Source organism: Candidatus Rickettsia kedanie, from assembly GCF_045865205.1.
Taxonomy (GTDB): domain Bacteria; phylum Pseudomonadota; class Alphaproteobacteria; order Rickettsiales; family Rickettsiaceae; genus Rickettsia; species Rickettsia australis.
The window spans coordinates 17598-32421 of the sequence record NZ_BAABMM010000043.1 but is presented as its reverse complement, the minus strand read 5'-3'; the positions used below and the strand labels follow the sequence as shown (position 1 = coordinate 32421).

The following is a 14824-nucleotide window of genomic DNA, read 5'->3' as shown; positions in this document are numbered from 1 at the left end:
TATTATGTTAAATAAGAAAGATGTTGCCGTAAAAATTAGTGGCGGTAAAAAAATCAGAGAAGCTAGAGAAAAAGTAAAATCAGACACTTTATATAATTTAACAAATGCAGTTGAGCAATTAAAATCAGCATCATATGTTAAATTTGATCCAACCTTAGAAATAGTTATGAAGCTTGGAATTGATCCTAGGCATTCCGATCAAATGGTACGTGGTGTAGTTAATTTACCTGCCGGTACAGGTAAAACCATAAGAGTTGCTGTTATTTGTAAAGAAGAAAGAGAAGAAGAAGCTAAAAGTGCCGGGGCAGATTTAGTAGGTTCAACAAATATTATTGATGAAATTAAATCAGGGAACATTAATTTCGATGTATGTATAGCTACTCCTGATATGATGGCAGCTATAGGTTCAGTGGCAAGAATTTTAGGACCAAAAGGTTTAATGCCTAACCCTAAACTTGGTACCGTAACTTTGGATATTAAAAATGCTATTAAAAATGCTAAAAGCGGTCAGGTAGAATATAGAGCAGAGAAAGCAGGTATAATTCATGCAGGGCTTGGAAAATTATCTTTTTCAGACCAAGATTTATTAAAAAATTTAAATGCGTTTATTGAGGCAGTAATTAAAGCGAAACCTGCCGGATTAAAAGGAAGTTATTTCAAAGCAATGTATTTATCTTCTACTATGGGAGCATCGGTACAAATAGATTTAACTAGTATAGCATAATTTTTATAGACGTTTAACGGTAGTAATTAATAATAATAAAAATTTTGTTATTTTAAGCATTTGTATCAGTTTAAATATATCAAACTGTGTTATAAAAGGAGAATTAAAAGGTGTTAAGATCAGAAAAACCGGTAGCAGTAGAGGATATTGTAAATATTTATAAAGAATCGCTCTCCGTAATTGTTACTCATTATCATGGGTTAACCGTTAGTCAACTGAATTCACTTAGAGAATCACTTAAATCTAAAGAAGCAGGTTTTAAAGTAGTGAAAAATACTTTAGCAAAAATAGCTGCAAATCAAACAGGGCTTGATAGTATTGCTAATTTATTTACAGGCCCTACTGCTATTGTTTATTCTAAAAAACCGGTTGAGATGGCAAAATTAGTAGTTAATTTTGCTAAGGCTAATGATAATCTTAAAATTATTGGTGGAATAGTCGATAATCACGTATTAGATGAACATTCAATAAAAGAACTTTCTAAGCTACCTGCACTTAATGAGCTTAGAGGTAAAATTGTTGGGTTATTACAAGCACCGGCTACTAAGGTTGTAGGTGTTTTGCAAGCCCTGTCTTCGAGTATGGCGAGAGTAATACAAGCACATGCTAGTAAAAATTAACTTAAAGGGTTACTGCACTAGGGATTTTAATTGATAATTAAAGAGCTTTTATAGTGAAAATTAATAAGGTTTTTATAGGAAATTGTTCCTTATTTAAAAAAAATCTTATAATTTGCAGCAAAAAAGAATTTAATTAACTTTGAAATACCTAGATGCAGTAATCTCTCAACATAAAAAAAGTAAAAAGGAAAAAATTATGGCAGATTTAGCTAAAATTGAAGAACAATTATCATCATTAACATTAATGCAAGCAGCTGAGCTTGTGAAAATGCTAGAAGAAAAATGGGGCGTATCTGCGGCAGCACCTGTAGCTGTAGCAGCTGCCGGTGCAGCAGCTCCTGCGGCTGAAGCAGCTGCTGAAAAAACTGAGTTTGAGATAGTTTTAATGGCTGCAGGTGATAAGAAAGTTGAAGTAATTAAAGTCGTAAAAGATATTACGGGTCTTGGTTTAATTGAAGCTAAGAAATTAGTTGATGAAGCTCCAAAGCCTATGAAAAGCAATGTGAAAAAAGCAGAAGCTGAAGAAATCAAAGGTAAGTTAGAAGCTGCCGGAGCAAAAGTTGAATTAAAATAATTATTTCTACACTAGGTTCTGTAAAGAAAAATTAAATGATTCGTATTTTTAGATATTTTTAAGTAAAAATTAATAAGCTTCTTGTTGGCACAGTTATCTTTATTCCAAAAAAAATCTTGTGGTTTTCAATCAAAAATAACTAAATATAGATTAATTTTTTACAGGACCTAATATTTTTTGCATTACATGATAAAATATTTTATAGCTTTAAATTAACTTCTTAAACTCTAAAAAGCCTTATTTTAGTAATTAAATTTGAATAAGGCTTTTTTGTTTAAAAATTATTTTAAAACTAATGTAAGTGATTTTTTTGAAATAGGTTAAAGCTATTACATTGAAAATCTTATTGATTAAAATAATTTTGTTAACGTGTACCATACGTCTAGAAATTTAAATATATTGAAATTTTCTAGGTTCTATGAACATTTATAATTGATTTTTAATAAAAATTAATGAGATTGTTGAAGGAATAGTACCTAATTTTAAAAATTTTATAATTTTTTGTAACAAACAAATAACCAAAATCGAATCTTGTGGGAAATGTTCGCAGAGCCTACACAAGATCTAAATAGGAAACTTACTAGGTTTCTTTAATTTAAGTGCTGTATAAAAAAATTTAAAACAGTATATTTTATTTTACTGCAAATTATAAGCATTTTATTGAAATAGGGAGCTATTACAATAAAAATTTTACCGTTTAAAATATAAATAATTTAAATTTTATATACAGAACCTAGGTTTTGAACACTTGTGATTAATGATTATAATTAGGAAATATTTTAAAGCAAAAATTAATAAGATTTTTGAAAGGAGAGTTTATTACTATTTCAAAAAGACCTTATGATTTACAGCTAAAAAGAGCCATAATTATAATTGTTCTATTAAAAATGCATAGGACCTAATCACCTTCAATACGGGCAGTAATTTTATCAGTCAGGAGATTATATGGTTTCATTAAGGGATAATATAGAAGCACAACCCTTGTCACATAATAGAAGAATAAGAAAAAATTTCGGTCACATAAATTTAGTAGCAGATATACCGAATTTGATTGAAATTCAAAAAAATTCATATGAAAAACACTTTTTACAGTTAAATATTAAATATTCTGAAAGAAAAAATAAAGGTTTACAATCTATATTAAACTCAATTTTTCCTATTTCAGATTCTTCCAATATTGCTAATTTAGAATTTGTAAAATATGAATTCGATACTCCAAAATATGATGTAGAAGAATGTAGTCAAAGAAGTTTAAATTATGCTGCTCCTCTTAAAGTGACTTTAAGGTTAAGTATTTGGGATATAGATGAGGATACCGGTACTAGAGAAATTAAAGGGATTAAAGAGCAAGAAGTATATATGGGTGATATCCCATTAATGACTAAAAACGGTACTTTTATCATTAATGGTACAGAAAGAGTAGTTGTATCGCAAATGCATCGCTCACCTGGCGTATTCTTTTATCATGATGAAGGAAAAGTCCACTCTTCCGGCAAGCTTTTATATTCTGCTCGTGTTATTCCATATAGAGGATCTTGGCTTGATTTAGAATTCGACGCTAAAGATGTTATTTATTTTAGGATTGATAGAAAAAGAAAGCTTTATGCTACTACTTTGCTTAGAGCGATAGGTATGAGTACTGAAGAAATTATAAAATTTTATTATAATTCAGTAACTTATAAGCTTGTTAAAAATAAAGGTTGGGTGGTTAAATTTATACCTCAGCATATTACTGCTCATCGTTTAACAAGTGATTTAGTAGATGCAGATACTGGAAATGTTCTACTGAAGGCAGGACAAAAAATTACCCCGAGTTTAGCTCAAAAATATTTTGGTGAAGGTCTTAATAATATTTTGGTAGCTCATGAAACTTTAATCGGCAAATATCTATCCGAAGATTTAAGAGATCCTGCAAGCGATGAAGTATTAGCAAAAATCGGTGAAATGATAACTAGCGATATGCTAAATGTTATTAATGATCTTAAAATTAAAAATGTTAACGTATTAGTAATCAACCCTCAATCCGGTTCATATATAAGAAATACCTTATTTGCTGATAAGAATCAGGACCGTGAGGCAGCATTATGTGATATTTTGAGAGTTTTAAGACCCGGTGAACCTACTAATATAGAAGCGGCTGAAAGCCTGTTTTATAATTTATTTTTTGATGCGGAAAGATATGATCTTTCAGAAGTCGGACGAATAAAAATAAATTCTAGGTTAGAGCTAAATATTTCTGAAGAAGTTACGGTTTTAACAATTGATGATATTAAAAATATCGTAAGAGTTTTAGTAGAGCTTAAAGACGGTAAAGGTATAATAGACGATATTGATCATTTAGGTAATAGAAGGGTTAGATCGGTAGGTGAATTGATAGAAAATCAATTTAGAATAGGTTTAGTCCGAATGGAAAAATCTGTAATTGAAAGGATGTCGGCAGGTGATATTGATACCGTAATGCCTCATGATTTAGTAAATTCCAAGATTTTAGTTTCAGTCGTAAAAGAATTTTTTAGTACCTCCCAATTATCCCAATTTATGGATCAAACAAATCCATTATCGGAAATAACTCATAAAAGAAGGCTGTCGGCACTCGGTCCTGGAGGTCTTAGTCGAGAGCGAGCAGGTTTTGAGGTGCGTGACGTGCATCCGACTCATTACGGGCGTATTTGTCCTATTGAAACACCTGAAGGTCAGAATATCGGGTTAATTAACTCTATGGCTACTTACGCTAGGATAAATAAACACGGTTTTATAGAGAGTCCGTATAGAAAAGTTAAAGATGGGCGTGTAACCGATGAAGTGGTATATCTTTCTGCTATTGAAGAAGGTAAATACAAAGTCGGACAAGCAAATTCTAAAGTTGATAAAGATGGAAAGCTGCAAGGAGAGTTTATTAATTGCCGTGTTGAAGGCGGTAATTTTGTAATGGTAGAACCACATGAGGTAGATTTTATTGATGTGACTCCTATGCAGGTAGTATCGGTTGCGGCTTCTCTTATACCTTTCTTAGAAAACGATGATGCTAACCGTGCTTTGATGGGTTCAAACATGCAAAGACAAGCTGTTCCTTTAATTAAAACGGATGCACCTTTTGTAGGTACCGGAGTTGAAGGGGTAGTAGCTAAAGATTCTGGCGCGTCGGTGCTTGCATTACATGACGGTATTGTTGAGCAGGTAGATTCAAATAGAATCGTGATTAGAACTCTAGAACAAAAGATTGACGGTTCTCCTTCTGTTGATATTTATAATTTATTAAAATTCCAAAAGTCCAATCATAATACTTGTATAAATCAAAAGCCTTTAGTGCAGGTTGGTCATTATGTTAAGAAAAACGATATTATAGCTGACGGTCCTAGTACGGATAACGGTGAGATTGCTTTGGGTAGAAACGTGCTTGTGGCTTTCTTATCTTGGAACGGTGATAATTTTGAAGATTCAATTTTAATATCTGAACGTATAGTCAAAGATGATGTATTTACATCGATTCATATTGAAGAATTTGAAGTAATAGCTAGAGATACACGCCTTGGTCCTGAAGAAATTACCCGTGATATACCGAATGTAAGTGAAGAAGCGTTGCGTCATCTTGATGAAGTCGGAATAATTTATGTAGGTGCAGAAGTAAAAGCCGGTGATATTTTAGTCGGAAAAGTAACACCGAAAAGTGAATCGCCTATTACTCCTGAAGAGAAGCTACTACGTGCTATTTTCGGGGAGAAAGCTTTTGACGTAAAAGATTCATCGCTGCATGTACCTTCTGGAGTTAGCGGAACTGTAGTAGAAGTAAGGGTATTTTCTCGTAGGGGTGTAGAAAAAGACCAGCGCGCTATTGCTATTGAAAAACAACAAATTGAAAAATTAGCAAAAGACAGAGACGATGAATTAGAAATTATTGAGCATTTTGTGTTTAGTGGGCTTGAAAAGCTTTTAGTAGGGCAGGTGATTATTAACGGTCCTAAGCAAGTAAAAGCAGGACAAACTATTACTACTGAAATGCTAAAAGGTTTATCTAAAGGGCAGTGTTGGCAGCTTACCGTGGAAGATGCAAATGTAATGAATGAAATAGAGCAGATAAAGACTCATTATGATGAGAAAAAAGATGCCCTCGATAAAAGATTTGTTACTAAGGTAGAGAAATTGCAAAGCGGTGATGATTTACCTCAGGGAGCTTTAAAAGTAGTAAAAGTATTTGTCGCAACTAAGCATAAATTACAGCCTGGGGATAAGATGGCAGGAAGGCACGGAAATAAAGGTGTTATTTCACGTATCGTACCTGAAGAAGATATGCCATTTTTAGAAGATGGAACTGTGGTAGATATCGTTCTTAATCCTCTAGGTCTTCCGTCACGTATGAATATAGGACAGATTTTAGAAACGCATCTTGGGTGGGCATCAATAAATTTAGCAAAAAAAATATCTACCTTAGTAAAGGAATATAAAAATAAACATGTAGGTATTGAGCAAATTAAGAAATTCTTACTTGAGCTATACGGAGAGAATATTAATTATATACTTGAAAGATCGGAAGAAGAGATTATCTCCTTCTGTAATAAAGTAAGTAAAGGCGTACATTTTGCAACTCCTGTATTTGACGGAGCAAAAGTTCAGGACGTTAAAGATATGTTAAAACTTGCCGATCAAGATCCTTCAGGACAAGTAAAATTAATTGACGGTAGAACCGGTGAATATTTTGACCGTCTAGTGACCGTTGGACAGAAATATTTGCTGAAGCTGCATCACTTAGTCGATAATAAAATTCACTCTCGTTCTATAGGACCTTATAGCTTAGTAACGCAGCAACCGCTTGGAGGTAAGTCTCATTTCGGTGGACAGCGTTTCGGAGAAATGGAATGCTGGGCATTACAAGCTTACGGTGCGGCTTATACGTTACAGGAAATGTTAACGGTTAAGTCGGATGACGTAAACGGTAGGATCAAAACTTATGATTCTATAGTACGTGGTGAAAATAATTTTGAATCAGGCATTCCTGAATCATTTAATGTTATGATAAAAGAATTTAGATCTTTATGTCTTAACGTAAAGCTTGAAGTAACTTCGAGTTAAATGTATACTCGGTGAATTTCAAAAATTGGCTACGTCGTCTAGCAAATTCTGTGGTGCTCACGTATTAAGTATACGCTCCGCTCCTCGTCTTGCGGACTCCTTGCTCTTTTTGAAATTGACCTTCGTATACTTACTATTTATTTACTCAAAGTATATTGTTTTGCATAGTATTGGTCTTGTGTTGCATGACTCGAAAATCGTCATTGCGAGCGAACGAAGTGGGTGTGGCAATCCAGAAAAATAAATTAATGTTATCCTGTGGTCAAGCCACGGAGTGACATTTTAGAGTACGAGTAATTTTTAAGGACAAGTATTTATGAACGTAGTAAATTTTTATGGACAATTAAGTAATACTCAACAATTTGATCAAATAAGGATTAATATAGCAAGTCCTGATCAAGTACGTTCGTGGTCTTTCGGTGAAGTAACAAAACCTGAAACAATTAACTATCGAACTTTTAAACCTGAGAAAGATGGTTTATTTTGTGCAAGAATTTTTGGTCCGGTAAAAGATTACGAATGTCTCTGCGGTAAATATAAGCGGATGAAAAACCGTGGAATTACGTGTGAGAAATGCGGTGTTGAAGTTACGGTTTCTAGAGTAAGACGTGAAAGAATGGGGCATATTGAACTTGCGGCTCCCATTGCTCATATTTGGTTTTTAAAGTCACTACCTTCAAGAATTAGTACGCTTCTTGATATGACAATGCGAGATGTAGAGAAGATTCTTTATTTTGAAAATTATGTAGTAGTTGATCCAGGGTTATCGATTTTACAAAAAGGCGAACTTTTAACAGAGGAAGAATTACAGAAAGCAAAAGATAAGTACGGTGAAGATGCATTTACTGCCTCTATAGGTGCAGAAGTAATACAACAAATGCTTAAAGAGCTTAATTTTTCAAAGTTAAAGCAAGAATTATACGAGGAATTACAAACTACTTCTTCAGAAGTCAAAAAGAAAAAATTAGTAAAGCGTTTAAAATTAGTAGAGGATTTTTTAGAGTCGGAAAACAAGCCGGAATGGATGATTATGGATGTTTTACCGGTTATTCCTCCTGAAATTAGACCGCTTGTTATGCTTGACGGCGGAAGATTTGCTACTTCAGATTTAAATGAACTCTATAGAAGAGTAATTAATAGAAATAATCGTTTAAAGAAATTAATAGAGTCAAAAGCTCCTGATATAATAGTCAGAAACGAAAAAAGAATGTTACAAGAAGCGGTGGATGCATTATTTGATAACGGTCGTCGCGGTAGAGCAGCGAAAAATGCTAATAAGCGTCCATTTAAGTCATTAAGTGACATGCTTAAAGGTAAGCAGGGTCGTTTCCGTCAGAACCTACTTGGTAAAAGGGTTGACTATTCAGGACGTTCGGTTATCGTGGTCGGGCCTGAGCTTAAGCTCCATCAGTGCGGTTTACCTAAAAAAATGGCATTGGAACTATTTAAGCCGTTTATTTATTCTAAGCTTGAGTTGTACGGTATTGCTACGACTATTAAAGCCGCAAAAAGAATGGTGGAAGCTGAAAAGCCTGAAGTTTGGGATGTGCTTGAAGAAGTCATAAGAGAGCATCCGGTTTTACTTAATAGAGCTCCGACATTGCATAGATTAGGTATTCAAGCATTTGAACCACTATTAATCGAAGGTAAAGCGATTCAGCTTCATCCGCTTGTTTGTGCTGCGTTTAATGCAGACTTTGACGGTGATCAGATGGCGGTACATATTCCGTTATCGATTGAAGCACAGCTTGAAGCTAGGGTATTTATGATGTCTACAAATAATATCTTAAGCCCTGCAAACGGACGTCCCATTATTGTACCGGATAAAGATATAGTACTTGGTTTATATTATCTAACCCTTGCATTTGATAATGAAGTAGGCACAGGGATGATGTTCTCAGATTTAGCTGAGATGGAACATGCTTTATATAATAAATTTATAACTATTCATACAAAGATAAAATATCGTAGAAATCAACTAAATGCCGAAGGTAAAATGGTTCCTGTTATCATTGATACTACTTACGGTAGGTTAATGGTCGGTGAATTATTGCCTTCTAATTCTAATATAGAATTCAAGTTTATTAATAAACAACTAACTAAAAAAGATATATCATTAGTTATAGATTTAGTTTATCGCCACTGCGGTCAAAAAGCTACAGTAATTTTTGCCGATCAGCTAATGAAACTAGGTTTTAAATATGCTTGTTCTTCAGGTATTTCTTTTGGAATGGACGATATGGTAGTACCGGAATCTAAGAGTACTCATATCAATGAAACTCAGCTTGAAATAAAAGAATTTGAACAACAATATTCAAACGGTTTAATTACTTATGGAGAGAAATACAATAAAGTAGTTGATGCTTGGTCAAGGTGTACCGATAGAGTAGCAAATGACATGATGAAAGAGATTGCTACGCCGCCGGTTAGTGATGATCCGAATCATCAAAAAATAAATGCTATATATATGATGGCTATCTCCGGAGCAAGAGGTTCTTTCCAGCAAATTAAGCAATTAGGCGGTATGCGAGGTTTAATGACCAAATCAAACGGTCAAATTATACAAACTCCTATTATCTCTAACTTTAAAGAAGGATTAACTGAATTTGAGTGTTTTAATTCTGCTAACGGAATGCGTAAAGGGCAAATAGATACGGCTTTAAAAACGGCAAGCTCAGGTTACTTAACAAGAAAATTAGTAGACGTTGCACAAGATTGTATTATTACCGAAAAAGATTGTGGAACTGATAAAGGGATTGAAGTTAAGAGTGTTATTGAAGGGGGAGAAGTTATAGTACCTTTAGCTGAAAAGATTTTAGGTCGTACTGCTGCTATCAATATATTTCATCCTGTAACTAATGCTCTAATTCTCAATAAAGGCGAGCTTATTAATGAAGCAAAGTTAGAGCAGATTGAGTCGGCTGGACTCGACAGAATTATGATAAAATCCGTATTAACCTGTGAAAGTACTACTGGTATATGTAGCATATGTTACGGTAGGGATCTTGCTACCGGTACGTTGGTGTCGGAGGGTGAGGCAATCGGGGTTATTGCTGCTCAATCTATCGGTGAACCAGGTACGCAGCTTACAATGAGAACTTTCCATATCGGAGGAGCGGCAACAAAAGGTGCTGAAGTTTCTTCCGTAGAAGCTTCCTATAGCGCAAAAGTAAAAATTATAAGTCGTAATGTTGTTATGAATTCCGAAGAACGCAAAATTGTTATGAGCCGAAATTGTGAATTATTATTACTTGATAATAATGATAATGAAAAGGCTCGTCATAAAATTCCATACGGTGCTAGATTACTTGTTGATGACGGTGATATGGTTATTAAAACTCAAAAACTAGCGGAGTGGGATCCTTATACTATACCGATTATCACGGAGAAATCAGGTAAAGTTTTATTCAAAGATATGGTTGATGGTATTTCTATTCGTGACGTAACTGACGAAGCTACTGGAATATCGAGTAAAGTTATTATTGAATCAAAGCAGTATTCACACGGTGCAGAATTACGTCCGCGTATACAGCTTTTAGATGCTAAAGGTGAAGTTATAACCTTATCAAACGGTTTAGAAGCTAGATATTACTTGCCGGTTGGAGCAGTTTTAAGTGTAGAAGACGGAGTACAAATATCTGTAGGTGATATTATTGCACGTATACCGAAAGAATCAACCACTACTAAAGATATTACCGGTGGTTTACCGAGAGTTGCCGAGCTTGTAGAAGCAAGACGCCCTAAAGATCACGCAGTTATTGCTGAGGTTGACGGTAGAGTAGAATTCGGTAAAGACTATAAATCTAAGAGACGTATTATTATACATCCGATTGATGAAACAATGGCTATTGAGTATATGGTACCTAAAGGTAAGCATGTTGTAGTTAACGAAGGTGACTTTGTTAAAAAAGGCGATTTATTGATTGACGGTAATCCAGTACTTCAAGATATTTTAAAAGTAATGGGTGTAGAGGTTCTTGCAAATTATATTGTTAAAGAGGTTCAAGCCGTTTATCGTCTACAAGGTGTAAAGATTGATGATAAGCACATAGAAGTTATTATTCGTCAGATGTTACAAAAAGTAGAAATCACGGATTCAGGTGGAACTACCTTATTAGCAGGTGAAAAAATAGATAGACATGAATTCGAGGAGATAAATGAAAAAGCTATTAAAAACGGTTTAAAACCTGCTGAAGCACAATTAATATTACAAGGTATTACTAAAGCTTCTCTGCAAACTAGATCGTTTATTTCTGCAGCATCATTCCAAGAGACTACTAGAGTTTTAACGGAAGCAGCTATTGCTGGTAAAATAGATAAGTTACGAGGATTAAAAGAAAACGTGATAGTTGGACGATTAGTACCTGCCGGAACCGGTTACTTTATGAATAAAATGCGTAAAGCAGCCGTAAAGCTTGATGAAGGAGAAAATGTATAAATATACTTGATACTTGTAAGGCTTTATTGTGTGTATACTGAAAGTCGTCGTTGCGAACGACCTAAACTGTTGTTGTATGGCTCAATTTCACCACTATCATCCTGTGGCTTGACCATGGGATGATAGTGAAAAGTTCTGATTTACAGAATTTTTTTATTATTTTCTAAATTTGCCACATCGCTTCGCTCTTTGCAATGACGATCTTTAGTATCAACGAGGGGATAACTATAACACAGGACAATTTTTATTCTATGTCATTCCCCATGAAGGCGGGGATGACATAGAGGGCATTTATTAGTTCACGCAATAATGCTTTCCTAGCTAGAAGTGGGAACCCAGAAAAATCACCTTACGCATTATTGACAAAAAAGCCTACAAAAAACTAAGTTTTTATAGGCTTTTTCTTATTTCGTAGGAACGATTTTTTAATAACAAGCAATCGCTGCTGTTAAATGCTCGTAGGTGTGACCTAAACAAGATACTGGTTGTTCAAAGGTATACGTATTATTGTTATCATAGTTATAATTACCGTATAATTGTAATCTTGCTAAAGAATCTTCATATCGGAAGTTTTCAAGTATTGTAGATATCTGAATTTCTGCTACACAATGTGCAACATAAGTTTTTAGTGCCTCTTGACAAATTCCATCATGTAAAGCTTTTAACATGAGTAAGTGTACTAATGGGTTAATACCATTATTTGCATTAGTAGTAATCGTAGCTTCCTCGTGTTTTTGATCAATAGACATCTTCCCAAACGTCGCTTCTAGAGGTAATTTAGACGTCGAGCCTAGACTTGTATCCTCTATATACGCTGCGATGCTGCGTTCCGTATCTCCTTTAAATTCCTCTATATAAGCTGGTTTAAAAAGAGATCTAATAGGCACTTCAGAAATGAAAGGCTCTTCATTGCTTACTTCTACTTTCTCTATTTCAAGCTTTTCTGAATTGATGTTGTCTTCAAAATTTATCTCTGGGAAAAGTGCTTTCACATCCGTTATTTCAAGCTTTTCTCCTTTTTTACCTACTTCATAAGCTTTAGAAACAATTTGTTTATAAATAAAGTCAATTAATGCTCGTTTTGTTTGTATTTCATCAGAATAATTAATTCCTCCTTCATTCCAAAACTTTACTATTTTAGCAAAAGCAGGAATATATTTACCGGTCTTTGCTAAAAATTTTTGTATAAATGTAGGTTCAATAAGAGGGGTTAATTCAGGGTTTTCTTCATATTGTTTAAATACATACTCGACAATTTTAGGTATATTTTGATTTTCTTCTATTTCGTCAGGTAAGCCGTGTAATATTTTTGTGGCTATTGCTTGATCCATCTTCTTGTACAAAATATTAACCCCTATCCATTTCCATACAGGATTAGCCGTAAAACAAAGCTTTGCTACATAAAATGTTAGCGATATAGGTAGAGAAAATAACTGTAAATAGTTAAGGCAAGTATATCGCACTGGATGAGGCGTGAGGCTATAAATCTCATTCATACCTTGGTTTAGTTCACATGATGTTTTAATCATTGTATACTTTTGCTTAATTAAATGAGGAGTGATGTCATGTACTGTCATACTTATTACTTAAATTTAACTAACTCGTCAGCAGGATATAAAAAATATTAACATTTGTCAAATGCTATTTAATAAAAATTTTTATTTTAAATCAATTAATAATACTTGCAAAGTTTTATCAAGATAAATAGAATTATCCAAAGTCAAAAGTAATATAAGGGATAAGTATGCTTAACATAAACTTTGTGAATGAAGAATCATCTACTAATCAAGGTCTAGTAGTTTTTATTGATGAACAGTTAAAGCTTGATAGTAATTTAATAGGACTTGATCAACAACATCATGGATTAATTTCTAAAACTATTCAGAATAAACTGCAATTTACTGGTCAATATGGACAAATCAAGGTGATTCCATCTGTCATTAAATCAGGTAAGGTTAAATATTTGATAATAGCAGGCCTTGGGAATGAAGAAAAATTAACTGAAGCAAAAATCGAAGAGTTAGGCGGCACAATCTTACAGCATGCAACCGGTTGTAAAATTTCTACTATCGGCTTAAAACTTACAAATAAAATTAGTAGATTTACATCTCACATATTTGCATCTTTAGTTGCTAGCGGGGCGTTTCTTGCTTCTTACAGATTTGATAAATATAGAACTACCTTAAAAGAAGCAGAGAAGTTTGCAGTAGAGTCAATTGAAATTTTTACCGATAATAGCACTGAAACAGCAAAATTATTTAAAGTTAAAAAATTAATTGCTGAGGCAGTATTTTTTACAAGAGATATATGTAATGAACCGTCAAATATTAAAACTCCGCAAGTTTATGCTGAAAGAATAGTTGATATACTTGAACCGTTGGGAGTAGATGTTGACGTTATCGGTGAACGTGAGATGAAAAACCTTGGTATGGGTGCATTACTTGGGGTTGGTCAAGGTTCACAAAACGAGTCAAAATTAGTAGTGATGGAATATAAAGGCGGCAGTAAAGAGGCTCCGACTATTGCTTTGGTTGGTAAAGGAGTGATTTTTGATACCGGTGGCATTTCATTAAAACCGTCAAGTAATATGCATTTAATGAGATACGATATGGGAGGTTCTGCAGCGGTCGCGGGTGCTATGATTGCGGTTGCCGGTCAAAAATTACCTGTAAATATAATCGGTGTTGTAGGGCTTGTAGAAAATATGCCGTCCGGTAATGCACAGCGTCCAGGGGATGTGGTAACTACTATGTCAGGGCAAACTGCCGAAGTTTTAAATACCGATGCAGAAGGGCGTTTAGTACTTGCCGATGCAGTTTGGTATGCACAAGAAAAATTTAAGCCTAAATGTGTAATTGACGTTGCAACTCTAACAGGAGCAATAACTGTAGCACTCGGTAGTACATATGCCGGTTGTTTTTCCAATAATGATGAGTTAGCTGATAAGTTAATAAAAGTAGGGAAAGAAGTTAATGAAAAACTTTGGAGAATGCCTCTTCATGATGAGTACGACGCAATGATTAACTCCGACATAGCCGATATGGCAAATATAGGGAACGTACCGGGAGCTGCCGGAAGCTGTACGGCTGCACATTTCATTAAACGTTTCATTAAAGAGGGAGTATATTGGGCTCATTTAGATATAGCAGGTGTTGCAAATAGTAGTAAAGCTTCAGCACTCGGTCCGAAAGGGGCAGTGGGGTATGGTGTTAGATTACTTGAAAAGTTTATCAAAGAATATATTTAACGTTATTCTTGCTTTTAGTGGCGTTGTTGCATGGCTTGTTTTTTTGTTGTCATACAGTGGCTTGACCACGGGATCCAATAATAATTAAGAATTTTATTAGTATTTTTAGTTGTTTTCTGGATACTGTGGTCAAGCCAGGGTATGACACCGAGCA

The 14824-nt window shown here is 34.2% G+C and carries 7 protein-coding genes; 6 read left to right on the top strand and 1 reads right to left on the bottom strand.

Annotation, left to right across the window (positions count from 1 at the left end):
* Nucleotides 1–4: 4 nt before the first annotated feature.
* The 5 genes from rplA to rpoC all read left to right on the top strand — a co-directional run bounded on the left by rplA (nt 5) and on the right by rpoC (nt 11423).
* A complete protein-coding gene (rplA, locus tag ACKTSD_RS07230; protein WP_412708643.1) occupies nt 5–724 on the top strand; it encodes a 50S ribosomal protein L1 in 720 nt (239 codons plus the stop codon).
* Nucleotides 725–834: 110 nt separating this feature from the next.
* Entirely contained in the window at nt 835–1344 is a 510-nt protein-coding gene (rplJ, locus tag ACKTSD_RS07225; protein ID WP_412708642.1) for a 50S ribosomal protein L10, read from the top strand.
* Between the two features lie 196 nt (nt 1345–1540).
* Complete coding sequence (gene rplL, locus ACKTSD_RS07220; RefSeq protein ID WP_011271456.1) at nt 1541–1918, top strand: 50S ribosomal protein L7/L12; 378 nt, start codon at nt 1541–1543, stop codon at nt 1916–1918.
* A gap of 945 nt (nt 1919–2863) precedes the next feature.
* The gene (gene rpoB / locus ACKTSD_RS07215; RefSeq protein WP_412708641.1) at nt 2864–6985 is read left to right on the top strand and encodes a DNA-directed RNA polymerase subunit beta; all 4122 of its coding nucleotides are present in this window, start codon (nt 2864–2866) and stop codon (nt 6983–6985) included.
* A gap of 316 nt (nt 6986–7301) precedes the next feature.
* A complete protein-coding gene (rpoC, locus tag ACKTSD_RS07205) occupies nt 7302–11423 on the top strand; it encodes a DNA-directed RNA polymerase subunit beta' (protein ID WP_412708640.1) in 4122 nt (1373 codons plus the stop codon).
* A 425-nt stretch (nt 11424–11848) separates the two neighbouring features.
* On the opposite strand, the gene ACKTSD_RS07200 is transcribed toward rpoC, so the two are convergent.
* Nucleotides 11849–13000, bottom strand: coding sequence for a palindromic element RPE1 domain-containing protein (locus ACKTSD_RS07200; protein WP_412708639.1), 1152 nt, complete (start codon nt 12998–13000; stop codon nt 11849–11851).
* Between the two features lie 167 nt (nt 13001–13167).
* On the opposite strand from ACKTSD_RS07200, the gene ACKTSD_RS07195 reads away from it, so the two are divergent.
* Nucleotides 13168–14670 (top strand): leucyl aminopeptidase, encoded by a 1503-nt coding sequence (locus tag ACKTSD_RS07195; protein WP_412708638.1) that lies wholly within the window; start codon nt 13168–13170, stop codon nt 14668–14670.
* The last annotated feature ends 154 nt before the right edge of the window (nt 14671–14824 follow it).